Below are 24,719 nucleotides of genomic sequence, written 5' to 3' on the forward strand. Positions count from 1 at the left end.
TTAAATCAATTTTAAATTAATGAGGTATGTCATGACTATCAAATCCAATGCCACTCAGGTTCTGGAACAACTTATTCTCGTTTCTCTTTCTGATATCACCAGTATTAGTGGTCGTCGTAAGCTGAAAAGAGAAGATCTTGGTAACAGTGCTGATTTGCCACCTGATGTACTTGTTTCATTAGGTAGCAAGAAAATCATTGACCCACAACTCATCAATCCATTTACCCGCAAGAAGAATTCAGCTCACGCTTTATGTCTTGAAGCGGGTATTAAATTTATGGGAGGCTATGCAATTCCAGCCGACAAGGTTAATGATTTAATTGGTAAACTGAATGTACTTAAGGGCGAGTTTTACGATTACAAAAAGGAATTTATGAAAGCTGATTTTAATAGCTGGATTAATTCTTTTGAAGAAAAGTATCGCTCTATACTTTTGCGTGATGCTGCGATCGATTTGTCTTATATGGATAGCCAGATACAATTTGGCTTTACTGCGATTCATATCACACCTTATGGTAACAGTGTCATTCAGGATGGTTTAACTGGGCAAGTTAAAAGTTTAGCGGATGAAGTTTATGAGGATGTGGCTGATGTTGTTGAAGGTTTCCTTAAAAACAGGAACCCCGATGCGTTTTCTCAGCACACACTAAATCCTTTACGCCGCTGCGGCGATAAACTCGCTTCCCTAGCTTTCATCGCACCAAGCGTCCAGTCTCTTAGCGACTATGTTAATCAGGTAATGAAAGACATTCCGCTAACCGGCAAAGTGACGGGCAAACCTTATAACGACATTCTCTCTCTCCTCAATAACCTACGCGACCCAATTCATGCAAAACAGTTTGTAGAACTGCTGTCATCAGCCAGTACTACAGATGGTAACGATGCGATTGACCCATCACTTTCAATGAACCTTATTGGAGATGATGATGCCATGACTTTAGCGGCCATTTCGGCAACTCAGGTTCAGGTAGAAACGCTTCCTCCTCCGCATACAGATGCGTTTGCATCTGCTGTGGTAGTAGAAGATCCGATCGGATTGCAAAGCGTTGATTCACTCGCTGAAGCCCCATCTGTTCTGGTAGAAATCAATGGTTCAGCTGATACGTCTTTGGCAATCGAACCGGTTAATACGTCGGCTGATACTGACGTTAACGACTTGTCCGATACCCAGGAGCATGGAATTGTTAATGACGCTGTAATACCGGCGTTTAGTGCGGTTATAGTCGATGATGATTCATTTTTGGGCGGTGATTCGATTGTACCCCGCTCTCTGCCAGACTCAGCTCTTATTTCGGGTTTGGATTCTGAAAAAGTCATTGATGGAAAAGAGCCTGAAATTGTAATTTCGTCTTCACTCGATGATGACGAAACAATAATGGTGTTTTAAAAATAAAAGGCCCACTCCGGGCCTTTTTTCTAATTAATCTATTTAAATTTATTGTGAGGTATATATGGGTATTTATAATTCCCTTCCTATTGTCGCACGTGCATTAAGCTCTCAGATTGGTCTTAATGTTTCTGTTGGCGGCAATGAAGCATATGCTACGGAGACTGGTGCTGGTTTTCTTATTAACCTTCCATTCTTCAAGGACGCTGAAATGTTGGCAAATCCGTTATTAGGGTATGCCGTACATGAAGCAGCACATATCCGTTTCACTGATTTTGGTGATCTTAAGATATTCATTCAAGAGCATATGGAGTCGGATAAATACAACGTTGAGGTACTTAGACACCTGGTCAATCTTTGCGAAGATTTGCGCATTGAACGTGCGATGAGTTGTCGCTATCCAGGTACATTGAAGTATCTCAATTCACTGAATCATTTTTTGTTCAGTGAAGAAGCGGAATCCTGTGATAAAGCTTCATCGGTATTTCTGGATACCCTGCTTACTTGTGGTTTGAACCGCTTCAACGGTTTAACTATCCCAACAAAGCAAGTGCGTGAAGACTTTGAACGCATCTTCGGGCTGGAGCTGTACGACAAAGCTATGACGGTTATGGCTGAAGCAGTACAAGCAACCTCGATTAAAAAGGTGTTTGAAGTTGCATGTCGGTTATATGACCTCGCAGTAGATGCATTTAACGAAACTAATGAGCAAGAAGAACCTCCGCAGGATGATAATCAGGGCGCTGATTATGGTGACAGCAAAGGCGATGACAGTTCGTCAGAGCCGGGCCAGTCATCCGACAGTTCTGACAAAAATGGGGATGGCCAGACTGTAAGTTCAGGCGGTAATGGCGGCTCGCCGTCATCGTCAGCCGGTCAGAATGGGCCTTCTTCAGATCCTGATGGTAATACCGGTGGCGCACCAGATAAAGAACATGGGCAAAACAATAGCGATGATGAAAACGATAACTCATCGTCAACGTCAGCTAATCGTAATACTCCTGCTTCCGACTCTGGTGACAACAAAGCCGGAGCTTCCCAACCGGGCTCAAATGCTTCGGGTGAAGCTTCTGTCGTTAACATGTCCCAGGGCGGTAAAGACCCTTTCGAAGGAACCACATCGAATGACCTTGGCCGTACTGGACAGAACACTTCAGATAAGCTCAATCAGTTAATCAAAGACAAAGTACCCCCGCATCAACGTATCGTTTCACCTACTCCATATTCAGTAGCACCTGCGAAGCGGCACGATACCGGTAATGCATCCGTAAGTTTAGGGGTGCAGATGGCTACCGGGTTACGCCAATCACTTCATGGGTTGTTACAGGGTGTAAGAGCGGTGAGAAGAACACATCGTGAAACTGGTCGTAAGCTTGATTCTCGACTGGTTACCAGTGCCATGCTGGGCAATACGCGTCTTTTTAAACATAAGTCCAAGGCAGTAGATGTCAGTTCTGCTTTTACTATCCTGCTGGACTCTAGCGGGTCAATGAGCCGGTCGGTTAAAGAGGCTGAAGCCGCTGTTGTATCAATGTTGTATGCGCTCGATGGTATTCAGGGGGTAACTACCTCGGCATACCATTTCCCACACGCCGCACATAATAGCGTAGGTCTGTTAAAAGGACGGGAGCAAACTTTACGGACAGCTATAGGAACTCATCAGTTTGGTATTGGTACGCAAGGCTGTACTCCTCTTTGCGAATCGTTATGGCCTGCACTTGCAGACCTGACGTCAGCTAAAGCGGATCGCCATGTATTGGTTATAGCAACTGATGGCCAGCCTGATGATATGGCTTCTGCGCGAGCGATGATACAAAGCGCTAAAGATGATGACATCATCGTTATTGGCATCGGTTTCGGTGATGCCAGTGACCGCATGATGAAAAGTCTTTTTGGTGATACCGGTGTTTCTGTCGGTTCTGTTTCTGCCTTACGTAGCAAACTCTTTGAAGTAACCCGTAAAGCTCTCATGTCTTAATCTGTATTTTAATTTCCGTTTTAGCTTTCTAAATTAATTTAATTTATTTTAAAGGTGATCATTATGTCTGCAACCGCAAAATCTAAAGTGGTTCACGAAAATCAACTCTCATTCATGAGTATTTTCGATGCCACTGAAAGTGAATATGATCTGATATCAGCCGATTCAGAACATAATTATGAACTTCGTTTTTCATCAAAGATGGCTTACGAAATAATTCGGGATAGTATATATATCATGACTGCATACCGTAGTACTGGTGAGCAGCGTGTGGATGAAATCCTCTGGATTTGTTCGGAAGAAAATCAGGAAGACTTATGTTCATTTACGAGTTGCTGCAAAATAGCGGGTCTTGATCCATTCGAAACCCGGATGGAAATCCTGCACGAGTGGTCAAGTGAATTGGCAAAACAAGCAAGACTGATTGCGTGTCATCACTTTACTGCTCCCACTAATATGGAACATGTTGCATCCCAACGTATTGGATACGAAAAATACAGAAAAGCGTTTTATCACACTTATCCTAAAGAGGCTGCGAAGCCGCTTAAGAATAAACCTCTGTAATAATACAAACGCTGACTTCGGTCAGCGTTTTTTTCGTGCCACGCTGGAGACTAACATGAATATTTTAAAACATGACTTCGATAGTTCCTCTGAACTGCTACAAGCGGGTTTATTGCTTAATCAATTGGAGGATCTAATAGGGTTTATTTCCACGAATGAGTTCAGGAAAACCTCAATCAATCAGTTCATTGAGGTTGAGGCATCTGAACTTATGGTTTTTAACCTATGGCATCCGATGTGTCCCGATATCACTGAGGTTCATTTCTTCCGTGATATGGATTCAAATTGGTGGCCATACAAGATTTATGAACTCATGTCTGATATAACCACCCAAACCCAATTCATTCCTCGGGTAAATCAATAAAGGTGACATCATGATTCATTATTGGGTTAAAGTGAGACCCGGTGAAACAGATATCCTCGCACCTCTTCGTCATGGGGTTCTCGCCATAAAATATTTGGATGGAGCGCCATTGCTTTTCCAATGGCCTCCTGAAGAAGGATGGACGTTCGAAACCCTGGATAAAGTACAGCCTTGTGGTGTTGAGTTTGGGGCCGATGCATATATTAATGATGTATGGATTGGTACTACAGAATTTTAATCTTTAAAGACTGAATGTCTGGAGTCTCATTTAATGGATATCCCATGCATTTTGTTTATATCAAATAGTCGGCATTATGTAATTACTGAAGACTCTGTTATCGCTTCATGGCCATCACGTTCTGATAAAGAAAGTGAGATCATTCAGCTTAATGACGGTCGGATTATTACTGCAAACAATGTACGACGATTTAACTTCATCGACATTTCAAAGATCGAAAGCCTGACGGCGATTGATGATGGAATTGTCTTTTAACTATATAGATTAATAACTGGAGTCTGTATGAGTGGCTGCGCGTTGATAGAGTATAACAACCGCACCGCCAGAATACGCGGTGAAGTTGCACAAGGCGATAAGCATTATATTCAGTATGCTCTCGCTCACTGGGCTGTCATTGCAATCAGGATTCGCAATACAGACCATCATTTTACCCGATTGCCGGTTGATGAGTGGATTGAAGGAATTGCAAAACAAGTAAATCCTTCTGAGGCTCGTGAGCAGATATTTAATGCTCTATTGCGGTGTAAGCCGGGTATCTTCTAATTCATTTAATTTATCGAGGTATATATGTTTCATTCTGAAACCGAGGATATCTATGGTTTTGTGTCTGGCGATATGTCATTGCGACCTCATTCAATCGATAGAGATTTGCAGGACTTAAGGTTACTACTCGCCGATATGGATACCATTAATATTCTGAACGAACGAGGGATAGGAACTCAGAAAACCATCTTTCATGTAACACAAAATGAGTCGAAGGCATTAATGCTGGTTACTCGTTTAACTTACTGCCAAGGTGGTGGACGATTTACTCACCCTGAATGTGCTCTTCTTGTTGAACAGATAACTGATCTAGGACGTAAGTTGGGTAATAAACATTTCGATGCGGCGATGAATGAAGCAAAACGCTTTATAGCGAATGAGGCTGACTTCATGAAAGAACAAACTGTCTGGTAGAAAATTTCTAAGGAGTCACTCATGTATACTTCAACTACTGCTAAATCAGATCATATTGATAGCTTTAATAACGCACAAAACCGTATGTTGATGAATTACGAACGTGATGAGTTTGAACAAGCTCCCGCTGCCGTACTTTATGATGCTGTCGGTGCTGTCGTAAACGATGAATCTGATATTGATATAATTTTTCGCCTTATGGATATGGAAGGAGAAATGTTGTTTCTCCGCGCAATGAAAAACCTCGGTTGCCAAGAGAATGTTTTTTATTACGCATCTGAATCTGGTGCGGTGCTGACTGCTAACGATGCAACGTTGCTTGAATTTGCTTATAACCTGGGCAAACATATCAGCAATGAGTTCTTTACGCGTTTCTTGCGTAATTCTCAGTTAGCCCGTGAACTCATCGGTAACATCATTCGTATAGGCAACGATGCCCTTAAATTTCCAGATGACGGCCTGAATACAGTATTTGAATGCTGTGTGATGGAGAATTCATCCTGGAAGAACCAAGGCCATTTTAAAGATAACTTTGGTCTTTAAAGCATCTAATTCTTTTAATTAGCTAACACAGAAAAACCCAGTCTTCGGACTGGGTTTTTTTGTATTTGCTGATTTCAAATCATGTAAACAAAACGGATGCACATGAAAATTACTTTTGATTTTTACAGTCAAAACGTTGCCATTTTTGAACTTGTTATTTTAACCCATATGGCAAACTAATCGTAATGCCGTCCGTATTTCTGATAAGGGAGTTTTATGAAGACACTTAAATGTTCTCATAACAGGGCAATGCTTATGCCAGCACACAAAATCCCTGCGGTATTAGTTAACGACGACCCTAAGAACATAGTTACTGATGAGCTGTTGCGTAAATATGGAACACGCATGACTCTCGATGAGGCTTGCTCCGAAATTGGTGTTAAGTCGGATAGTGTAGCCAAACGTATAGGACAGGTCAGATATAGGCATTATGCATTAACTCGCCAACTTGAAAGTGCAAGGGTCTTTAGTGGAAAAAATAGCTTTTTCTGGACGGAGTCTATCGCAAGAATAATTTCCGAGGGTAATTCCGATGAAATATCAATTTTTAACTAAAATCATTATTCCCCTGCTAGTGGGATTTGCTTTTTCTACCTCAGTTCTTGCGGATGAGGGTAACACCCCAACGTCTCAATCCCCTCAGACCACCAGTGACGACCTCGCTGGTGGTCAGGCATTTCTGAATGGAAAAGAGGAAGGTTGGTTCTGGCGTAAATCGCCACCTGAGCCAGTGAAGAAAAAGCCAGTGAAGTTACCTCCTCCGCCGACTTTACCGCCTCAAGAAACGCCTAAACAGGTTGCTCAAACACCTATGGAGTCGACTCCAGAACCTGCCGCAACTGAAAAGCCCGGCCCGGCTCCGTTCACCGTAGCCTGGTTTAATGAAAACATTCAGAAACTACGCAACCAGGCCATCGACAATCCTACCCAAGAAAACGTTAGGGCATATTTTCTGGCCCAACGCATTATGCTGGATAAAGCCAGCCGCTTTACTGATATGGCTAGGTTGGTTACTTCTACCGACCCCCTCATAGATGAGAATAGCCGCCGCTCAACCTCAACATTTGGGGCAATGGATCAATCGAATGAAGCTGAAAACAATTCGAGAACGGTCATAAAAGACGTAGCGACAAAAGCAGGATTGTTTTTCTTCTTCCGTGGGGAAAACTGCTCCATATGCGTAAAGCAAGCTTCTGTTATGAATACGTTTAGTTTCATGACAGACATGAAGGTCATCCCAATTTCACTTGATGGTAAACCTCTTCCAGGGAATATTTACCCGGACTGGAGGCCTGATTCTGGCCAGGCATCAAAGCTCCAAATATCAAACGCACCTGCGATAGCTCTGGCAATCCCGCCATCTACAACACGCATTGTCTCATTTGGGCCTATCAGTGCAGACCAGTTAATTTCAAGAACAGTCCTTATTGCCCACGATGCAGGGATCATTTCTGACCAGCAATATAAGAGCACCTTGCCATATAACGATACCGGCTATATCGACTCAAACATTCTGAATGACATGCCTAAAGACCTAACTCAACAACCTGATGAGTTTATCAAATATATACAAGCTAAAGCTGGCTACGGTTCGACACCTAACCCAAATGCTAATAACCCGGGGGAAAAATGAAGATTTCGCGCAACTATAATATAAAGAATGTATTCCGTAGAAACATTCTTGCAATTTCTATCTGCCTCTCCGGGTTGACAGCTTTTCAATGCGAGGCCACCAGCATTAGTACTCAGCTAGACAGTATGTTCGGCTCTATGTCGAATGTTACAGCTCCCGGTGATTATCAGAGCGTTACACGTGATGGATATACCGGTGGCGGATTTGTTCTACGTAATAAGCTCCGTACATTGACACCTATTAGTATTAGTCTCCCTTCTGCGTCGGGAGGATGTGGAGGGATAGACCTTTTCGGCGGGTCATTCTCGTTCATCAACGCTGATCAGTTCGTCCAGATGCTACGTAATATTGCTTCTAATGCTGCCGGTCTAGCTTTCCAGTTGGCCCTGAACGCTATGGATGCCGTTCTGGATAATGCTATTTCGAAAATGCAGGCAATCATCCAGCAGATGAACGATCTGACCGCAAATTCGTGTCAGTTAGCGAAGGGGTTGTTAGTCGACACTGCCTCTGCATTTGGTGACAGTGCAAAGGCTGCTGTATCTTCTCAGCTGTCCTCTGATGGCCTCTCAGACCAATTTAAAGCCATGTGGGGCAATATGGGTGGTGGTAAAGCACCCGACGTACAAAAACAAGAGGCAGGGAAAAGAAAGGCATGTGACGATTACGGTAACATTGTGTGGTGTTTGCTCCAGAATGGTAGCTTTAGTAATCAATTCATCGGCTCCGAAGATGAGCAAAAAGAACTTATTATGTCTATGACCGGCACCATCATCGTCGGTAGCCAGTTGGGTACAGATAAAGATGGGTCAGCTAAAAAGAGTGTGGTTAGGATTGCTCCACTCGCAACTTCAAATGTCCTGGATTCTTTTATAAATGGTGATGATAGTTTCGATTTCTGGTCTTGTTCAGGTCAGACTAGTACTTGTGAGAATCCCAAAAAACAGACCAAAATAATTAAAGGTCTCGCTGCCAATATCACACTCTTCTTTATCGATAACGGATATTTGAGCTCGGCCAGAACTGGTTCAAACCCTGGGGATGCTAAATTACGGCAAGCAAACTACTACAACGTAGCTGGTGCTACCAGTAAAGCGACTCAAATTGCACGTCATGATTTAGCCGCATCTTATTCCTATATACGTGAACTATCTCCTGTCATAGCCTATTCAGCTGCTTATAACTACCTCAGCGAAATGCTTACGGCTGCTGCGACCGGCGCACGGCTCCAGCAGGAAAATGATAAATCGGCGTCAGTTTATTATAAGGATGCTGGAGAGCTAATCGAAAAGGCAAGGCAAAATCTGTATGTCTCCTATAACGCCATGATATCCCGTTATGGTGGCGAGGCCCGTATACCTGAATCATTCAGCAACTATATGACAACGCTTCCGCAGGTTCATTATGAATCTGAAGGTTCTCTTGATGGCTCGCTCTAACAAGGTAACTTAATATGAGTGAATGGAACGTATATACTGTTGGCAACATTGAATTTATTTATAATATATTCAATTCCGTTGCCATGTTATTGAATGATGGAACTTACGGATCCTTGTTTAGGATTTCAGCACTCATTGGTGTAATTTGTGTCGTGCTTGCTGCTGCTATATCAGCCGGGAAATCATTATCCCTTTCTCATATGTGTGTGGCCGTCGTGATGTATTACCTGTTTTTCAGTGTATCGATGCGCACCAACATTGAAGATGTTACAACGGGTAAGTTTCGTGCTGTTGATAATGTACCAGCGGGATTAGCCGTTGCCGCATCTGTACTGTCTACTGTTGGGTATGCAACTACCGAGAAGATGGAGCAGGCATTTTCTGTCCCAAGCATGACTGAGTATGGGTCTCTGGATCCCCTTTTCACTCTGGCCACTTTATACGACACATTGAAAACGCCAATGCGCTGGACGGGTCAAACTGGTGCTTACGGTGATCTGGACGCAAGCGTTTCAAACTATGTGAAGAACTGCGTAGGCAACGATATTATTCGTGGGTCTAAAACCTTTGCTTCAATGTATCGCTCTAATCAAGGTGTATCAGGGCTAGCCTCGAACGATTCCTTCCAGCGGGTTGTTATTTACGACAATGTACGTAGCGGCTGGTCTACCAGTACTGAAGAATCTTCAAATGGGGGCTCACTTTATACCTGTTCTGACGCGTACACGAAACTTAAAGGACTCGCTACCCAGAACGCTTCTAGCCTGGACTCAGCTTTTGCCAGCTCTTATACCGCATCCGGGCGCACTTGCGGTGGTGCGCCATGCTCAGGTTCAGGAAAAGCCCAGGAAGTACTGAATTTCTTCAACATAAGTGGCACTGATATTCGTGATTTCCAATTGATGTTGGTCATGTACCCTCATTTCAGGGAACTGCCAATGTACGGACTCGAAAGCTCATTTCGTGGTACTGCTGCTGTAACTCGCGCCCAAACCATGACTCAACAGGCATTCCAATGGTCTTCTTCTGGTTCATCATTCTTGAGCTGGATGGGTTCATTTATGCCGATTTTCCAGGGAATAATATACGCACTCGCACCATTTATGGCCTTCCTTTTCGGTCTGGGTATTATGGGTTTGCGACTGGTGATGAAGTACTTCCTCGTTATCATCTGGACATGGACTTGGCTTCCCCTCGCAGCGGTCGTCAACATGTATGTGTTAAACAGTATCCGTGATACGTCAAGCCAAATTCTTGTCAGTTCGGGTTCTGGCGGACTTAGCTTTGCTCAGCTTTATCAGCTCCTGTTTGAGACTCAAAAAAGTATAGGTCTTGCTGGTAATTTATACGCGATGATCCCGGCCCTGGGTGGATTCATTGTCTGGGGCAGTTCTGTTGCCTTTAACTCTCTTGCAAGCTCAGCAGCAGCACCTTCAGCTGCCGATACTAAAACTCTCGCACCTGATGTCACCAACGCTCCTGCGATAAACAGTCGTGGTTCCGATGTTGAATTTAACCCAACACAAGGAACTATCATGGGTGGGTCTTCTGGCACTCTCCCTGCCATTGACATGAAAAAGGTCGCTACTCACAACCTGTCCAGCGCTAAGCAAGAACTAGATTCAGCATCCAGTTCCTTGACTGCCCAATCTGGAGCAATGATTAGCCAGGTGGCCAGTAACATGAATTCTGGTGGACATTCGCAAGTTTATAGTGACGCTTCCAATGCAGCATTTGCCAGCCTGAGCAGCTCAGATCGTGCCCTTGTCAGTTCTGTGGCTAAAGAACAAGGTATTTCTGATATGCAGGCGCTTGTCTCTATCGCCAAAGGTGATGTGAGTGTCGGTGGCGGTGCGGGAAGTTCAAGTGCTGGTGTTGGTGTTAAAGGTGGAATGTCACGTTCAGAGGCAGAAAGCAGTGGCCTGAGTAATGACAACAGTGCTAAGTACGGTTCTACAGACAGCGCCTCGTCGCACAAAATAGACAGTGCGACCCAGTCACGCATCGTCAATACCGCAGCAAGTGCGATGTACCAGTCCTTATCGCAAGAAGGTGAGAGTTCTCAATCGACTCGTTCTTTTGCTGAGGCAAATCAAAGAATGCAGTCCGCACAAAAGAACTTCCAGGAAGCAAACTCCTTCGTTTCAAGTACCTCAATGGGCCAGACAATGAATGCTGCGCAACTTGCTACAGCCATTGGTCGTAATCATGATGCACAAGCAACATTGACTCAAACCCTCGCGGCGCACCCGGAACTGTCCAGCAAAATCGCCGGTGATGCAGCGAGCCTGACCTCTTTAGGTATGACTCACGAAGACGCGCATACCTTTGCTCAATTCAAAGCAGCCAGTGAACTTGGTGTTGCCGGTGCAGTAGCTGCCAAAGCCGGGTTCATTAACGCTGATTCCAGCCCAGTACTGACGACAACTGCATCTGAGCAATACCGTGGCGTGAGTGGTGGAGCTGAAAGCGCTGGTGGCCGCGCAGTTGCTGGTGCAGCGGACGTTGGCAACTCCGTTAATGCAGTAACAGGCCGATCTTACGGAGCGCTTGGTGAAGCACATGCGTCATCGTCTGATGGTTATGGGCAAGGCCAGGTTAATACTGTCGGGGGACAGAATAGCGGTGCAGTTGAGCAAATTCACAAGGGAAATGAGGGTGAAGTCATGACGAAAGCGGGTAACACCGCCGCAAATGATTTCGAAAACAACCACTATAATCTTGGCGGTATTACTGGCGATTTTAATAAACTCGTTTCTCATGTCAGTAATGCGTTCAAAGAAAGCCCGGTATATGAACAGGTACATGATCAGGCCAGAACCATCGCTGGGGAAATTCCGCTTGGTGGAGATGCAAACCGCGAAGCGGCGCGAGATTCTATTGTGAACTACTACGCCATGACTAAAGCTGGAGCGTCTGAGCAACAACTTTCCCAGGCCCGCAGTGACATGATGGCACGTATTCAACTCGCGACGGGTGGTGAAAATGACAATGGAACGGTTATGGGCGGAAATACTGCTCTTGCCCGTGGTATTGCAGCCCGTATTGATAATGCCGGTTTAGACCGTTCAGCCAATGATGGCTCCATTATTCAACAGGCTACTACTGCACTGAATACCGATCGCCAAACCCACGAATACAACACCGGTGGCATGGCCAACAACCTTGGAGGGATGCATCAGGCATCAAATGGAGGTTCTGCTGTGGGTGATGGCGTCCCTTACGCGATGGGAACCCACAACCAGGGATACGGCGAGGCTGAGACAATGACCGTTAATGCCCAAGGTGCTGAAGGTCATAATGGTTTAAACCAGAACTCAAACTATGGTGGGTCTGAGACAACAAACATTAATACCCAAGGCGCTGGTGGTCATAGTGATTCAAATAACGGAGGTACAATGTTCAGTGATCCGCCACCTGCACGTGCAACCCAGTCGCATCAGGAGTATGTACCTGTGCATCCACGTAATAAAGAGAACAATGGAGGTCATAGTGGTGGAAATGACGACATGATAATTTCATCGAGTAAGTGATTCGCAATAAAGCCCTGCAATCTTGCAGGGCTCTTATGTGGTCACGAACATGTATACGACAGGAAGGCTCAGTAAAGAATAGAGCAGAATATAAAACTCCCACATACGCTCACATTTGCTCTTGAACGTTCTGCCATTTTTTCCACGTCCCCTCTTACCATTTCCACCACCATAATCTGAATCGCTTGGCCCCGATAATGGGATAAGGCCAGTAATACCAAACATGTCCATAAGTACCTCCAGTCGGTAATATTCAAGACGCTGAAAACACCCTCGTTTTGCCGTCCTTCTTTATTGTCTGAAACCAGTCTGTTTAATACGCTGCCTGCTTAATCCTTCATTTTAGTAGCTTCGCATAGAAATGCTGGCTGACGAAATTTAGTTACCGAGATCTCTGATTTCATAATCAGTAACCACGACAAAGGTGATCATAGAATGAAAAACCTTTTCCGCAAAAAATGGTTTTACAGACCACTCTGCACAATAACGATGTTATGTCACCTTGGTGTTGTATCCTACGTGCCGTATGCCTTTTCAGCAACGACCCAGGAAAACGTTACATCTGCCACTAATTTCTATAAAACACTGCCGCAAGTTTCAGCTACGTCAAATGGTACGGTTCAGTATGGAAAAGGCCAGGCCGTTGATTTGAACTCTGCTTATCCAAATCAAGGTTCATCAACTTCACTGGATAGCCTGAAAGGAACCTACGGAGATGACAGCAACACGCTAAAACTGGGCAATACAACCAACGCCAATCTGAAAACCGAAAATTCACTGCGCGGCGAAGCTTACCGAACGCTGGTGGGCTCAACGAAAACTACAGCAAACATTAAACCTGATGATTCCATCTTTGATGGCCATAAAGACTTCCTGGAGAATCAGGATAAGTACATGCAAGATCTTGGTGATTGTTCTATGACCAAGACCATGACGAATAAGGACACCGTCAACCATATCCCTGATTATCGCGAATGTACCCGTACCACAAGTGTCAGCGGCACATTCACCCTCTACCATCCTTACGTTGCCGGTATGCTCTCGCATTATAGTGGCGCGGCGAACATCGGTTCTTGCGGCACTAACTGCATCGAACTCTGGCTCGGGACTGTCGGTGATAACTACTGGGACGGCAACTGCACAATATTTGAACAGGCAATGGCCGTCACTGTCTACAATCCCCAGGCAGTTACCAGCGCCAAGATCATCAGGGCTAAATGGGATGATTACATGCAGATTTATGTCGGTGGTACAGATAGGGGTAGTTTGGTTTGGGCAGGGCCAAAAGGTTTAAACGTCTTCCCGCCAGAGACATCAGGAGCCTGTGAATTAAAAACAAGCTGGGATCAGTCGATTAATGTAGATGTAACAGCACAAATCCGAAATACCCCCCAAAATGGCGTTCTTAATTTCAAAAACCGTGTGTCAGTGACTGGCAGCGGCGAAGGTTATGCTCTCATTTATATTTACTTTGACCCAAACAAAATTATCTCGGATAACGCCTGGACTGTTGATAAACCTGAACAATTCGATACGTTGCTGAAGGCCATCAACGCCGGGTATTGCCAGAATTACACGGTAACCTGCCGCGAGACAGTCATTCCTGATGCAAATGGGTGCGCAACCATAAATGGCGCACGTATCTGCGAAAACCAGCTTGCTAAGCCGCCGATCGGAGGTCTCTCACCTTTCTGTAAGTCTGCAACGGTAGTTTCCAACTGCGGAACCGACGGTGGCGTTAACAATACTTGCAAGCAGTACGATGCAAACACTGCATGTAAATTCATTAAGTCCACTTGCATAACAGGTGCGGAGGGTGACAAAAATGGGTGCTGGCAGGCAACCGAGGTATGGGATTGCGGAACGGATGTCGTTGTACCCAATACCTCCTCCACCGATACCTATACTTGTCCTGGCGCTGTGCAATGCCTTAATGGGTCTTGCCTACAGCCTTCTGCTGAACCAAGCGGCGATTTCAACAAAGCAGTTGCAACTCTTCAGGCCGCAACTTACGCATTGAATGAAATGAAGTGTGGCGATGATACTGACGAAACCAACCGTTCCTGCACTCTTTTTAAAGGTGAGTCTGCACAATGTAAATCGGCGATGGGGGGATGGGTGGATTGTTGTGATCAGCCCGTAGATGTCAGCTGGATTCAGTATTTGCAGTTGTCCTACTACACTCTAAAAATTGCTGATGCTGTCTCTGTAAAAGCCGGTATGTTCGAACAGGGAAAAGGTATTTTTGACATGGGTTCCGAACTTATGACTAATGCCATCGATACAATAACTCGACCAGCTATTTCCGCTTTCAACAGTCTGGTTGGGTCGGCAGGTACTGAAGCGGCTCAGCAAGCTACAGAAGCAGGTTTGTCCGGTTTGATGAATCAGGCTATAGGAGCGCTGACGAAACAAGTTGCTCAATGGACTCTTGATACCTTCGGCCCTGCTGCGACGAATCTGATATTTGAAAGTGCGGCCTCTGGCGGTGGCGCAGCCGTAACATCGTCTGGCCTGGCTACATCTGTTCAATTGTCGTCAACTATTGTTTCGGCAATATCCGTGGTTGGATATGCTTACATGGCGTACCAGATTGCTAATATACTGGTCAACATCATCTGGGCTTGTACTCCTGATGAATTTAAGCTTGCCGTTAAGAAAGAAACAAAATTGGCCGTGCATATATCCAGCTGGTGTGAAACAAAGTTTCTGGGTGTCTGTATCGAGAAACGGTCAAGTTATTGCACGTTTGATTCTCAGATTGGTCGCATCATTCAGGAACAAGGGAGACCAATGTTAGGTATCGGCTGGGGGGATAAAAAGAACCCGGATTGTCGACCACTGACGTTAGAAGAATTTGGACGGATTGATTTTAACAAACTCGATTTGTCAGAGTGGATTGGTTCACTTTACGAGGCGAAACTTTTACCTAAAGCGTCGGAAATAAATATGGATAAGATAACCGGTAAAGGAAACGTATTGAATATAGATGGATCTCGCCAGAACTCCCTGGAGCGATTCCAGAGCGGTGTTGACAGTATCGATGTTGATGCGGCGAAATCTAGCACAGAGGCTGTTTTGAAAACTCAATAGCTTTGCAGGATAAGAAGCCCCGACTTTATGTCGGGGCTTTTTTTTTACTTTCTGAACAGGTATTGCTTACCGTCACTGAATACCATTGGTTCATGTTCAGGAGAGCCTGGTAAGAACAGAGCCCGCTGAGCACCCAGTTCTTTACTCATTTCTTTAACCAGACCTACGTTAGAGGCTCGTGTTGCATAGAGGTTGAAGCAGTCATTACCGATAATGAATGTCACCTGACCGCTGGTGCTGATAGGTGGTTTCGGCAACGTTGGAGCTATATCAGCATACGATACCCAATCACCGTTCGTCGCTTTCCGACGAACTGCATTTTCAACAGCACCGCCTTTCCCCTCACACATCCCACCAACTTTGTATCCATCCATCCGGGTTAGTGTTTTCCAGAAAATCGCATTGACCTCACGCTCATTATCTTCCTGAGATTTACCGTTCCATGACGCGACACGCACCACGCCATCAACAATAGCAGTAGGCTGTTGGGCCGTTAAAACAGACAGCACAGGGATGAAAGATGTGTGTGTCGCGAAGCCCGCAGCCACATCGGCCACTCCATTACCTCCCAGGTTGGTTACACCTTTTTCACCAGCCTTAACCGGGGTTTTGAGAGGGACAAGCTGCCCATTGGACGCGAAACCGTTATAGATAAGGTATTGATCGCCAGCATCGGTGATCTGACGTAAATCCATCGCTCGGGCAAATTTCAAAGCATCAGATGGATTGCTGTCAACCGGCATAGCTGGTGGTTGAGAAGCCGCGCAACCAACTAACATCAGCGATACCAAAGCAAGACCAGAGATTTTCTTCATTTTATTTTCCTTGGGACACCAGTAGGTTTGTTATTCAATACTAACCCGACTCATTCACGTGACGAAGTATCCAGGCAATAAAAAAGCCCGTTAAAACGGGCTTTTTTATGAAATTTAACTTAGTCACTTACGAGCTTTCATTTTCAGCTTCTGTATCAGAGCAGAACGGACAAATATGTTTTTTCCGTGGACGGTCACAACTCTGCGGTGAAATAAATGAAAGATCGCAACGGTAACACCTTACCATACGTATTTCTTCAGCTCGAAAATCACGAGCAAGAGTCCAGGCCTCGTTGGCATCAATCATCATTTTCGAGGCTTCTTCCGGGCGGAATTTAAGGTTTAGTTCCCGGTAGATTTCGAACGCACTCACCACATCAACGATGTTGTCACTGTTGTTTGGGTCTTTCGAACGACGCAGATAGATGCTCATAAAATTGGTTGCCTCAACCTTTTTATGTGTCGTATTGAGCAGCGTCTCTGAATGTTTAAGTCGTCCGATTGATACATCACTCAGATGGAACTCTTTTCGCAAAAAATCAATAACACGGTCACTTGCATTAAGCGAATGCACAATGATCTTTCTACGAAATCCTAATTTTACCATTTTCTGTGTTAAAGCAAATTTATCTTCATCCCGGACAAGAGCAGCCTTCATAATCAATTACTCCAATGAGAATAGCGCGACTGTAAGTAACCTGTTAATTCTAAGGTTGGGTTGGGGGCTCCAATAACTGTACTGAAGTCACAATCTACTAAATCGGCAAATGGACGAATAGGTTTAAAATATATTTTGCCGGTTATGATTGCATCGATTGTTTGTGCATCATCCATACGTTCGACAAGCTGTACGGTTTTTTCATTATCAAACCAGTAGAACGTTTGGGCAACAGTCCCCGTATTAATGAAAACACGAACACTGAATACCAGCAGGGCAAGCCGTAGGATGTATGAGTCATGACGAACGAATTTTTCTACCTCAGTAGATATCTTGCGCTCGGGATCATGACAGATATTAAAGATGGGCAAGTCATACTTCTCCATCGATAAAGCGAGCTTGGCCTGATTAGATTTCTCTATCAAAAATTCCCGGTCTCCTTCTGCTAACTCAAAAGGGCTTTTATACAACGATTGCGCACGGGTAATAATTGAGATGGCAGTCTGTAGAAAATACAAATTTTGATTAATCATTTTCGATAAGCCTCTTCCATACGCGTAATACGCGCTGACCATATTCACGAGCCTTGCCTTCCAACTTAGGGTTTTGAGTGTTGTATCCACCTATCGCCAGTTCTATATCGCCAGGGTTAGCTTTGATGGCTGCACACAAAGTCTTTGCCCCGATTCGGATGTTTGTATCGACATCCAGGAGTTCTTCAGGATGGTTAACATACTGTCCGTTCCAACGAAAATTAATTTGAACGATTCCAATATCTGTTACCGGAGTGGCTGAGAGATAGCGGGCTAGCGCTCTCTTTGCATCTTCATAACTTGTCGGGTAATACGACCCATAAACATAGTTGTTCAATGCCCAGGGGCTGGGAACAACATACCCCTTGGTTCCTGCATTATTTTTACTCTCGGTGAGTGCCACCGCGTAGAGAAGGTACGGATCGAGGCCACACTCTTTCTGGGAATGCTTTTCCCAAGAAGTGCCACGAAGATCTACAAGCCTGGCGTTCGTACTCGTGCAGTAAGCAGCACATAGTAAAGCGAGCACCAAACTCTTCGTTGCTATCTGCATTTCCCCTCCCCACAAACCCTACAACGGCATCAACTTATGCGAACACGCCTTGGTGTAACCTTTTCATTAACGCCGCTATCTTGATTGTCGCCTGTCTCCCCAACGCCCGATTTATCTCCAGGATTGGGATCCGGTATTTTTCCAGCAATCTCAGGCTTACTGGTAAGGTTCGCCGTCGATAACTGGTCATCTTTAACTTCGAACTCTTGAATATCACTGCCCACACAAAATGGCGGGCCTGTATTGACTATATCGTTGCTAACCACGTGACGAAATTTTGGTTCAGTGTCCTCATTTACTTTGGGTAAGTGGCCGTCTCTCTGACTAGTCATCAGACCAGTCTCATTTTCTGTATTCGGCCCACGGACTGATTTCTTCTGTTCTGATTTACGTTTTTTTGAAGTCTCACGGACGATACCGGGTATAAAACTGTCACCTGCTAGCAATGCTCGGTTTGCCAGCGCCAATAGTGAACTGCTGCGCTGGCCAGACTGTTTTGATTCCAGATAATTAATCAGCTCTGGAAACAGTATTGGATTAATCGTCACTCGAACTTGCATGAAACCCCCTTTGCTCAATCATCGCCGTAAAGCATCAAGTCAACGCCATAGTTCCAGAAACCAATGGCATTACTGGCAACAGGCAACGGGCTCGATACGATCCTGGCTCGGGGGAATTCTTCTCGTATGGTCTGTTCGTAGAACCTTGTCCCACCACCGGCAGCTGCAATGATATGGACTGGCCCGAGAACCCTTGTCGATTTTCGCAACTCTTTGACTACATCACTGGCGATGGAGGGAATAGCTTCTTCAAGCAGAGGACGTAGGGAAATGTGGCGGAACCCATTAAAGAAAGACTGCTCATTGTTACGGAGAGCGATTTCAATAATTTCTGGTAGATCATCAATTCGCTCTTCCGGGTTATCGGCATTAAGGCGGTTCACAATGCTTTCGATAATTGCACTGGTTGCTTTTAATGATGAACCTGAAGAGCCTGATACCCTGCTTCCGCTCTTAAAGGCGATGTAGTCCATCGAGAAGAAGCCAGGGTCAACCACGAGAATGGTCGACTTCTCTAATTCTTCCTGACTGATAAGGCCCGGTCTGTTAACGATGTCATTGATGACACCAACGCCCTGCTGAAGAACGAGGCATTTTTTAACAGTCACTGTTTTTCCTGGCGCAATAGTAAACGTACCGGTGAGCCTCGCAGTCAGTTTCGCGCGTTCACTTTCATTAGCAAGACGGACAGGTAAACCAGTTACTACCAGGTCGATTTCATTGCCTGCTTTAGCAGTGATTTTATCCAGTGAGGCCAGATATAGTGCCAGGTACATTTCTGTCATGTGGTAACGGTCATGCAGCTCACGCGCATCGGGGCGTTCGGTAAAAGCCCGCCATTCTTTACCTCCTGGGTACACCAACACTTCATGTTCGCAGCTACGCTTTACCAGCCGCACATCATCTACTGGCTCATTCGTAGCGTAGGCCGGATAAATACTGACTGTGGGTTTGTCATCCGCTGAATCCCCTACAGCAATTTTTACATTGCTGTATCCAATATCAATTCCGCAGACAACCAATTTGTCATTGCTCATTCGTTAACCCTGCAAGTTAAAAATGAATTACTGCCACTCCGATAACATTTGAGCGCCAAAAAGGGGTTCGCACTAACGTAAAGAAAGGTGGCCTCCCTCTGTCAACGTCGGGAATTAACCGTTAACAAGTTGTAACATGGTATTCAAACGATCATCGATTACCATTTTTTTTATCGGCAAAACGTCCCCATTTTTGACATTAATAATGGCTAGATACGGACGTTTAAAATGTCAGATATGTACATAAATGCTGCATGAAACTGGACGTCATATATGGCTAAATCCGGCCCTAAAAACCTTAACCCCTAACCTAAATCAGACTGAGGAAATTAGGTGGTAATGTATGAGGGCAACACATTTAGATTGGCTTTCCGCCTGGGGATTTCGCGGAGTATATATACTAAAAACACATGCTTCGGTGAGGTGAATTAAGGTATGTTGTGGCGATTACTCAAGGGTACACTTCGTGAAAATTTTACTTAAGCACAAGTTATAATTTCACTTAAATATGCATATCTCCCCTTCACTTCCCCCCCAAAAAAACTCTCTCAAACTAGTATATATACCTACAAAATGTGACATAAATCACTATGAAGTTACTGTGATTTAGGATTGATCCTGAAGACGGAGGGAGGTGATGGAAGTTTCAGCTGCGTTTGCCATTGTATTCTCCAGAAAGGTAACAAAAAGTGGAAAAGCCAGAAACATAAGTTTCTGCCATATCATATAGCGACTCTACATAATCGTTTACTAAGAGGTTTGTGCAGCGGTGGGCGTCATCCCGTTAATCGCCTCTACATTAGGGGAAGTAAGTTTCCATTATATTCCCCAGAAACCTATTAAAAATCAGAAATGCCCAGAAACGTAGTTTTCTGCCATATCATATAGAGATTGGCAAACTGCTTGATTAAAATAAAATGGCTTGATAAAAGTACCCGTACAGATAGATATTAATAGCTCAATCACCAGATTGCCATTGTATTCTCCAGAAACATGCAAAAAATGAGAACACCCAGAAAGATACTTAACTGGAGAATCAATCTTTCCTGTTTTGGAACTGAAAACTAAAAATCGAACCTGAAAAGGAGTTTTCTCTTTCTCCAGAAACATAGAGTTCTGGCGTAATAATAGAGATTCTCTTTTTTGGGGTTAAGTCCTAATCAAAAAACATCGAGGTGGTTTTATGCAACTCGTCGGGTACATCAATGATCTGGAAAAGGCTCGTGATGCGGTTGATTCAGCCGCAGAACTTCTGTTTAACGAGGCCAATAGTCTTCGGGAGGAATACTGGGACAAAGCTATTGCTGATGACGAGAAGGCACGGTACAGCTTTAACGTAACCAGGCAAGGAACAACTATCAGGATCCGCTGGGCCAGATTGACACCTTTGCGCAAAGCTGGTGGAGGCATTGATCGTGTCGTTCCCAAATACCTACCTCTCAACAAAGGCGAATCATATCCACCAGCGAAATTTAAGGATGCAAGCCAGCGAGAACTTGCGCTTATCGAACTGTATGAAGGTCAGCTTATTTGGTTGCGTGATGAGTTACGAAAAAACCGTGCAATTCGGCAGGCACTTTCACTTCGAATAACTCACCTAAGAAAACAGCTTTAGAAATACAAACCGCTCTGGAGTAAACATAACGGATATACATGAATACCAGGCGATGACCTGGTATTTTTGTTAGTGAGCCTTCAGGCGATCTGTTAGTGAGCCTTCAGGCGATAGCGGACTTATCGCGGCGGAAATGAATCAGGATGATCGCAATATGATCGCGAGTGTTTTCGCCCGGGTATGATCGGGTGGGAATGCAGCGGACTATTTCGCGGGCGCGAATATGGAAGGTAAACAAAGCGGAAGCGATAGCGTCGGTTTTCTCTATTTTTACATCGGGAGGTTGAGCATGGTAATAATCAAACCGCACGATGTCGGAGGAAAGATGAATTTCCTCCGGGGGTTTTTATGGGCAACCGGAGGTTGCCCTGGTTTTAATCGCCGGGGAAAACCAAAAGTGAATAACCAACATGGTTTTCCTCCGGGGGTTTTTGTCGCGGCGAGTACCGCTTAGAAATTGTGATCGGCTATCGAAACGGACAATATGAAGTCGATACCCTCGTTCGGAATAACTTCCCTCCCGATACACGCGTAAACAAAACGAAACCATTAACAAATTATCGCTCAGATTATCAAAGTGGATCATCTCCGTCTCATACCAGCCAAATTCCCTTGTAAACCGATCTGTATTCGCAAAAGGATCCGTTATTGGGATAAAACCACGCCAGAATCGCCTCAGAACGATTCTGAGCTTATCCCCCTGGTATTTTCACGATCGGATTGATTAAAACGCGCCTGAGCGTTTTGAGCGCGTTTTGTAGATCGACATATCTGTAAATTTCCTGAGTATGGTTTGGCTATGCCCTGATTTTGTTCCGAACGGGGAAGCCGTTATGATTAGGTCTGAATGTAAAGCACTTGTAGAGGTGATGCGGTATGAGTCACGAGCGCATTGAGGTTTTTGGTGATGGAGGCAGCTGGATAGCCGAAAGGCTTAAGTCATTCAGGTTAACGATCTTGGGTCAAAGTGAGTCGTTGTCTATCGTCAGGAACCCGACTGACAATTCTGCCTGGGTGACTCACGATGATACCGGCCTTGTTTTATGTCCCCTCCATGTTGATGGTTCGTTGGCCCCGGATATCGCTGAAGCTACTGAGACGGTGGAGAAATACATCTCCCGAGTGAGCCCTGCGGGAATATCAGCACGGATAAAGCAAGCCCGTAACCACCTGGATAGAATTGCCGCACCGGTAGACTCACGTTCTGCGGCAGCACTGTTAAGACGTGGCGGAATCCCGATTCTCTCACTGCGAACCACGGAATATCTGAAGTGGTACGAGTTGTTAGCGAGACTGGCGAAAGGTCAGGCTCTGTCACCATCCATCTGGGTGGATAACTACCTTGCCGGTGATACACCAGAAAGTGCATGGGCTAATGGACGCGGACTCTATGAGTTAATCAACAATGGGAATATGACATCAGCCAATACGATTTTCCCGGTCTGGTATTCTGTAGCTCTCGCACTGGGAAGATTCACAACAGAAGAACTACCTGTGATGAACGCCTGGCCGAGCTATTGTGATGGAACCCGTGTGGAGAGTTTTATCCAGTTGTATCGTGATTAATTCTTATTCATATGTCATATGATTAACGCTAAAGAAGATCTGCGGTAAGTCTGGCCGTTACCCGGAACCCCGGGACAGACCGAAACTTGCTTTCGGGTTGTCTCGGGGTTGGCCGAGCGAAGCGCTGGCAAGCACCACACCTATTTTGAGGAGAAGCCAATGTTAATTTCGTATAAGAGCAAATTGAAATTAGGATCTATCGCACTATGTTCATTTGGTGTAGGTATGGGCGTTATGCTATCAAAAACCGTTCCACTATCTTTAAGCGCTGTAGTAGTACTCGCCTTTTTCTGGTTACTCTCAATCATTTGTTTAGGGGTTGCTGCTTTCTTTTGTTCCGATTGAAATTGTGTAGTTCATACAGTACCCCGAATAATCCCCGCCTTTGTCAGTAGATAACCGTGAGGCAGACCGAAACTTGTTTTCGGGCTGTCGAGGGGTTGGCCGAGCGAAGCGCTGGCAAGTACAGACCATATTGTTCCCCCTGCATTTCTCATCGCTAAATTCTTTCTTGAAATATCGTCAGATTCCCTGTTTGTCACCCACCAGCCTCATGTTGTTATTGACCTAACTGCCATTCAATGGGAAGCAACAATGTTTAATTTAATCGCGAAGGCTAAAGAAGCAGGTTATCAATTCTGGATCAGTGCCTCCAAGGTACTGACAGTTACTACCGGAACCGAGATGGGGCTGACGATTATTAAAACTGTAACTGATATTAACCCTTGCTTGCTGGTGGCGGAGTTAATGAACCTTGGGATCACGTTATCCCCAGATAATAATTATTTCTGCTGGTTGGATAGCGAAGGTGTCCTTTGGGCCGTTGACCGCCACCATCTCTATCGAGGAAATACAGGGGAGCATGGGGTAAACTGGGATGTCGTCTATCATCACGGCATGGTAATTAATACCCCTGAGCAGGCATCCATCCTTTTCAAAATTCCCCACATTGGGCGCTTTACTGCCACTGTAATGTATAGCGCTGGCTATACACCCGACTGGGCTCTTCCAGCCTTTGTTGATTTTTCTGGTGAACCGGATCATGAAACAATACTGTCGTGGTTATCCGAGGTAGGCATTCGTAATGCAGGAATGCATCTCGAAGATATTGAGTTTCTTTCTGTTGAAGAAAATCCCGACGCTTATATCTCTCTTTAATGAGGTCTCTGTATGTCAAACGTTAAACCTTATTCCTGGGTAGTTCGCTTCGATGTTGCTCCTCAGTGGGTAGCTGACGGCTTTATCATGACAGATACCACAGCTCTCGAAATGCTATCTGATGTTATCAACTATGCAAACGATCACGAACTTGCCGCATTGGTTATTTCAGCACCCGATGCAGAAAGAATTTCCGAGGAGCAAGGCTATTTGGCTTCTAACAATGCGGAGCTAATGCGTCAGGTGCTAATCGGCTCACCGCAGGCATATGCTAAAGCATCTGTGGCAAATACCCTGCTAAAGGCTATAACCGCACTTGAGCAAACGCAGGATAATAAGCAGGTCGTTAAAGAACTGCATTCCAGCCTCGCTTTACTGACGGGCAATAAGCCTATTTCGGACATTATCTGGTTTCCAACCCCAGAATAATTCTTTCATAAAGAGCTTAAATCTTTAGCTCATTTATTTATGGATTTTCTATTCGTCAGCCACCCA

The 24,719-nt window shown here is 44.9% G+C and carries 24 protein-coding genes; 18 read left to right on the forward strand and 6 right to left on the reverse strand.

What is annotated here, in order from left to right:
* Positions 1-31 precede the first annotated feature (31 nt).
* The 14 genes from HV311_RS26315 (at position 32) to traN (ending at position 15,729) form a co-directional block, all read left to right on the forward strand.
* The gene (locus HV311_RS26315) at positions 32-1,387 is read left to right on the forward strand and encodes a DUF3150 domain-containing protein (protein WP_016241580.1); all 1,356 of its coding nucleotides are present in this window, start codon (positions 32-34) and stop codon (positions 1,385-1,387) included.
* 64 nt (positions 1,388-1,451) lie between these two features.
* Positions 1,452-3,365, forward strand: coding sequence for a VWA domain-containing protein (locus tag HV311_RS26320; RefSeq protein ID WP_181219949.1), 1,914 nt, complete (start codon positions 1,452-1,454; stop codon positions 3,363-3,365).
* A 63-nt stretch (positions 3,366-3,428) separates the two neighbouring features.
* Complete coding sequence (locus HV311_RS26325; protein ID WP_016241579.1) at positions 3,429-3,929, forward strand: hypothetical protein; 501 nt, start codon at positions 3,429-3,431, stop codon at positions 3,927-3,929.
* Between the two features lie 55 nt (positions 3,930-3,984).
* Positions 3,985-4,293: a hypothetical protein gene (locus HV311_RS26330; protein WP_016241578.1), complete on the forward strand. Its 309-nt coding sequence runs from the start codon at positions 3,985-3,987 to the stop codon at positions 4,291-4,293.
* A 10-nt stretch (positions 4,294-4,303) separates the two neighbouring features.
* Positions 4,304-4,531, forward strand: coding sequence for a hypothetical protein (locus tag HV311_RS26335; RefSeq protein WP_016241577.1), 228 nt, complete (start codon positions 4,304-4,306; stop codon positions 4,529-4,531).
* A gap of 33 nt (positions 4,532-4,564) precedes the next feature.
* Positions 4,565-4,786: a hypothetical protein gene (locus tag HV311_RS26340; protein ID WP_007372244.1), complete on the forward strand. Its 222-nt coding sequence runs from the start codon at positions 4,565-4,567 to the stop codon at positions 4,784-4,786.
* A 27-nt stretch (positions 4,787-4,813) separates the two neighbouring features.
* On the forward strand, positions 4,814-5,074 hold the full coding sequence (locus tag HV311_RS26345) for a hypothetical protein (protein WP_016241576.1): 261 nt from the start codon (positions 4,814-4,816) through the stop codon (positions 5,072-5,074).
* A 24-nt stretch (positions 5,075-5,098) separates the two neighbouring features.
* A complete protein-coding gene (locus HV311_RS26350) occupies positions 5,099-5,488 on the forward strand; it encodes a hypothetical protein (protein WP_016241575.1) in 390 nt (129 codons plus the stop codon).
* A 21-nt stretch (positions 5,489-5,509) separates the two neighbouring features.
* Positions 5,510-6,031, forward strand: a complete 522-nt coding sequence (locus HV311_RS26355) for a hypothetical protein (protein ID WP_007372245.1) — start codon at positions 5,510-5,512, stop codon at positions 6,029-6,031.
* A gap of 216 nt (positions 6,032-6,247) precedes the next feature.
* Positions 6,248-6,586 carry a hypothetical protein gene (locus HV311_RS26360; RefSeq protein WP_024196083.1) on the forward strand — a complete coding sequence of 113 codons (339 nt, stop codon included), beginning with the start codon at positions 6,248-6,250 and terminating at the stop codon, positions 6,584-6,586.
* On the forward strand, positions 6,564-7,664 hold the full coding sequence (gene traF, locus HV311_RS26365) for a conjugal transfer protein TraF (RefSeq protein ID WP_007372246.1): 1,101 nt from the start codon (positions 6,564-6,566) through the stop codon (positions 7,662-7,664). Before HV311_RS26360 ends, traF begins: the two co-directional genes overlap by 23 nt.
* A complete protein-coding gene (locus HV311_RS26370) occupies positions 7,661-9,103 on the forward strand; it encodes a conjugal transfer protein TraH (protein WP_009653894.1) in 1,443 nt (480 codons plus the stop codon). The genes traF and HV311_RS26370 overlap by 4 nt, the downstream gene beginning before the upstream one ends.
* Before the next feature lie 14 nt (positions 9,104-9,117).
* Positions 9,118-12,636 (forward strand): conjugal transfer protein TraG N-terminal domain-containing protein, encoded by a 3,519-nt coding sequence (locus HV311_RS26375; protein ID WP_007372249.1) that lies wholly within the window; start codon positions 9,118-9,120, stop codon positions 12,634-12,636.
* A gap of 435 nt (positions 12,637-13,071) precedes the next feature.
* Positions 13,072-15,729, forward strand: coding sequence for a conjugal transfer mating pair stabilization protein TraN (gene traN, locus HV311_RS26380; protein ID WP_191221232.1), 2,658 nt, complete (start codon positions 13,072-13,074; stop codon positions 15,727-15,729).
* 44 nt (positions 15,730-15,773) lie between these two features.
* Here traN and HV311_RS26385 read toward each other — a convergent pair whose 3' ends face one another.
* From HV311_RS26385 to HV311_RS26410, 6 genes are all read right to left on the reverse strand, one after another.
* On the reverse strand, positions 15,774-16,544 hold the full coding sequence (locus HV311_RS26385) for a hypothetical protein (protein ID WP_007372251.1): 771 nt from the start codon (positions 16,542-16,544) through the stop codon (positions 15,774-15,776).
* Between the two features lie 127 nt (positions 16,545-16,671).
* Positions 16,672-17,202, reverse strand: a complete 531-nt coding sequence (locus HV311_RS26390; RefSeq protein ID WP_007372252.1) for a FlhC family transcriptional regulator — start codon at positions 17,200-17,202, stop codon at positions 16,672-16,674.
* Between the two features lie 2 nt (positions 17,203-17,204).
* On the reverse strand, positions 17,205-17,735 hold the full coding sequence (locus tag HV311_RS26395) for a hypothetical protein (protein WP_016241572.1): 531 nt from the start codon (positions 17,733-17,735) through the stop codon (positions 17,205-17,207).
* Complete coding sequence (locus HV311_RS26400; RefSeq protein WP_016241571.1) at positions 17,728-18,288, reverse strand: transglycosylase SLT domain-containing protein; 561 nt, start codon at positions 18,286-18,288, stop codon at positions 17,728-17,730. Before HV311_RS26400 ends, HV311_RS26395 begins: the two co-directional genes overlap by 8 nt.
* Positions 18,289-18,317: 29 nt before the next feature.
* Entirely contained in the window at positions 18,318-18,848 is a 531-nt protein-coding gene (locus HV311_RS26405; protein ID WP_016241570.1) for a hypothetical protein, read from the reverse strand.
* Between the two features lie 14 nt (positions 18,849-18,862).
* Positions 18,863-19,885, reverse strand: coding sequence for a ParM/StbA family protein (locus HV311_RS26410; protein WP_007372253.1), 1,023 nt, complete (start codon positions 19,883-19,885; stop codon positions 18,863-18,865).
* 1,183 nt (positions 19,886-21,068) lie between these two features.
* Here HV311_RS26410 and mobI point away from each other — a divergent pair.
* The 4 genes from mobI to HV311_RS26430 all read left to right on the forward strand — a co-directional run bounded on the left by mobI (position 21,069) and on the right by HV311_RS26430 (position 24,653).
* Entirely contained in the window at positions 21,069-21,500 is a 432-nt protein-coding gene (gene mobI / locus HV311_RS26415) for a conjugative transfer protein MobI(A/C) (RefSeq protein ID WP_016241569.1), read from the forward strand.
* Between the two features lie 876 nt (positions 21,501-22,376).
* The gene (locus HV311_RS26420; RefSeq protein ID WP_009652897.1) at positions 22,377-23,066 is read left to right on the forward strand and encodes a hypothetical protein; all 690 of its coding nucleotides are present in this window, start codon (positions 22,377-22,379) and stop codon (positions 23,064-23,066) included.
* A 594-nt stretch (positions 23,067-23,660) separates the two neighbouring features.
* Positions 23,661-24,224 (forward strand): hypothetical protein, encoded by a 564-nt coding sequence (locus HV311_RS26425; protein WP_007372259.1) that lies wholly within the window; start codon positions 23,661-23,663, stop codon positions 24,222-24,224.
* A gap of 12 nt (positions 24,225-24,236) precedes the next feature.
* Complete coding sequence (locus HV311_RS26430; protein WP_016241566.1) at positions 24,237-24,653, forward strand: hypothetical protein; 417 nt, start codon at positions 24,237-24,239, stop codon at positions 24,651-24,653.
* Positions 24,654-24,719: the final 66 nt, after the last annotated feature.

The sequence above is a fragment of the Citrobacter sp. RHBSTW-00881 genome (assembly GCF_013728515.1).
GTDB lineage: Bacteria > Pseudomonadota > Gammaproteobacteria > Enterobacterales > Enterobacteriaceae > Citrobacter > Citrobacter braakii.

Bases quoted from the DNA above. Each gene is read 5' to 3' on its own strand.
- HV311_RS26320 (WP_181219949.1), top strand. From the start codon at position 1,452: ATGGGTATTTATAATTCCCTTCCTATTGTCGCACGTGCATTAAGCTCT.
- HV311_RS26345 (WP_016241576.1), top strand. From the start codon at position 4,814: ATGAGTGGCTGCGCGTTGATAGAGTATAACAACCGCACCGCCAGAATA.
- HV311_RS26420 (WP_009652897.1), top strand. From the start codon at position 22,377: ATGAGTCACGAGCGCATTGAGGTTTTTGGTGATGGAGGCAGCTGGATA.
- HV311_RS26385 (WP_007372251.1), bottom strand. From the start codon at position 16,544: ATGAAGAAAATCTCTGGTCTTGCTTTGGTATCGCTGATGTTAGTTGGT.
- HV311_RS26340 (WP_007372244.1), top strand. From the start codon at position 4,565: ATGGATATCCCATGCATTTTGTTTATATCAAATAGTCGGCATTATGTA.
- HV311_RS26370 (WP_009653894.1), top strand. From the start codon at position 7,661: ATGAAGATTTCGCGCAACTATAATATAAAGAATGTATTCCGTAGAAAC.
- HV311_RS26375 (WP_007372249.1), top strand. From the start codon at position 9,118: ATGAGTGAATGGAACGTATATACTGTTGGCAACATTGAATTTATTTAT.
- HV311_RS26405 (WP_016241570.1), bottom strand. From the start codon at position 18,848: ATGCAAGTTCGAGTGACGATTAATCCAATACTGTTTCCAGAGCTGATT.
- HV311_RS26395 (WP_016241572.1), bottom strand. From the start codon at position 17,735: ATGATTAATCAAAATTTGTATTTTCTACAGACTGCCATCTCAATTATT.
- HV311_RS26335 (WP_016241577.1), top strand. From the start codon at position 4,304: ATGATTCATTATTGGGTTAAAGTGAGACCCGGTGAAACAGATATCCTC.
- HV311_RS26430 (WP_016241566.1), top strand. From the start codon at position 24,237: ATGTCAAACGTTAAACCTTATTCCTGGGTAGTTCGCTTCGATGTTGCT.
- HV311_RS26355 (WP_007372245.1), top strand. From the start codon at position 5,510: ATGTATACTTCAACTACTGCTAAATCAGATCATATTGATAGCTTTAAT.
- HV311_RS26410 (WP_007372253.1), bottom strand. From the start codon at position 19,885: ATGAGCAATGACAAATTGGTTGTCTGCGGAATTGATATTGGATACAGC.
- traF (WP_007372246.1), top strand. From the start codon at position 6,564: ATGAAATATCAATTTTTAACTAAAATCATTATTCCCCTGCTAGTGGGA.
- mobI (WP_016241569.1), top strand. From the start codon at position 21,069: ATGCAACTCGTCGGGTACATCAATGATCTGGAAAAGGCTCGTGATGCG.
- HV311_RS26425 (WP_007372259.1), top strand. From the start codon at position 23,661: ATGTTTAATTTAATCGCGAAGGCTAAAGAAGCAGGTTATCAATTCTGG.
- HV311_RS26360 (WP_024196083.1), top strand. From the start codon at position 6,248: ATGAAGACACTTAAATGTTCTCATAACAGGGCAATGCTTATGCCAGCA.
- HV311_RS26315 (WP_016241580.1), top strand. From the start codon at position 32: ATGACTATCAAATCCAATGCCACTCAGGTTCTGGAACAACTTATTCTC.
- HV311_RS26330 (WP_016241578.1), top strand. From the start codon at position 3,985: ATGAATATTTTAAAACATGACTTCGATAGTTCCTCTGAACTGCTACAA.
- HV311_RS26390 (WP_007372252.1), bottom strand. From the start codon at position 17,202: ATGAAGGCTGCTCTTGTCCGGGATGAAGATAAATTTGCTTTAACACAG.
- HV311_RS26400 (WP_016241571.1), bottom strand. From the start codon at position 18,288: ATGCAGATAGCAACGAAGAGTTTGGTGCTCGCTTTACTATGTGCTGCT.
- traN (WP_191221232.1), top strand. From the start codon at position 13,072: ATGAAAAACCTTTTCCGCAAAAAATGGTTTTACAGACCACTCTGCACA.
- HV311_RS26350 (WP_016241575.1), top strand. From the start codon at position 5,099: ATGTTTCATTCTGAAACCGAGGATATCTATGGTTTTGTGTCTGGCGAT.
- HV311_RS26325 (WP_016241579.1), top strand. From the start codon at position 3,429: ATGTCTGCAACCGCAAAATCTAAAGTGGTTCACGAAAATCAACTCTCA.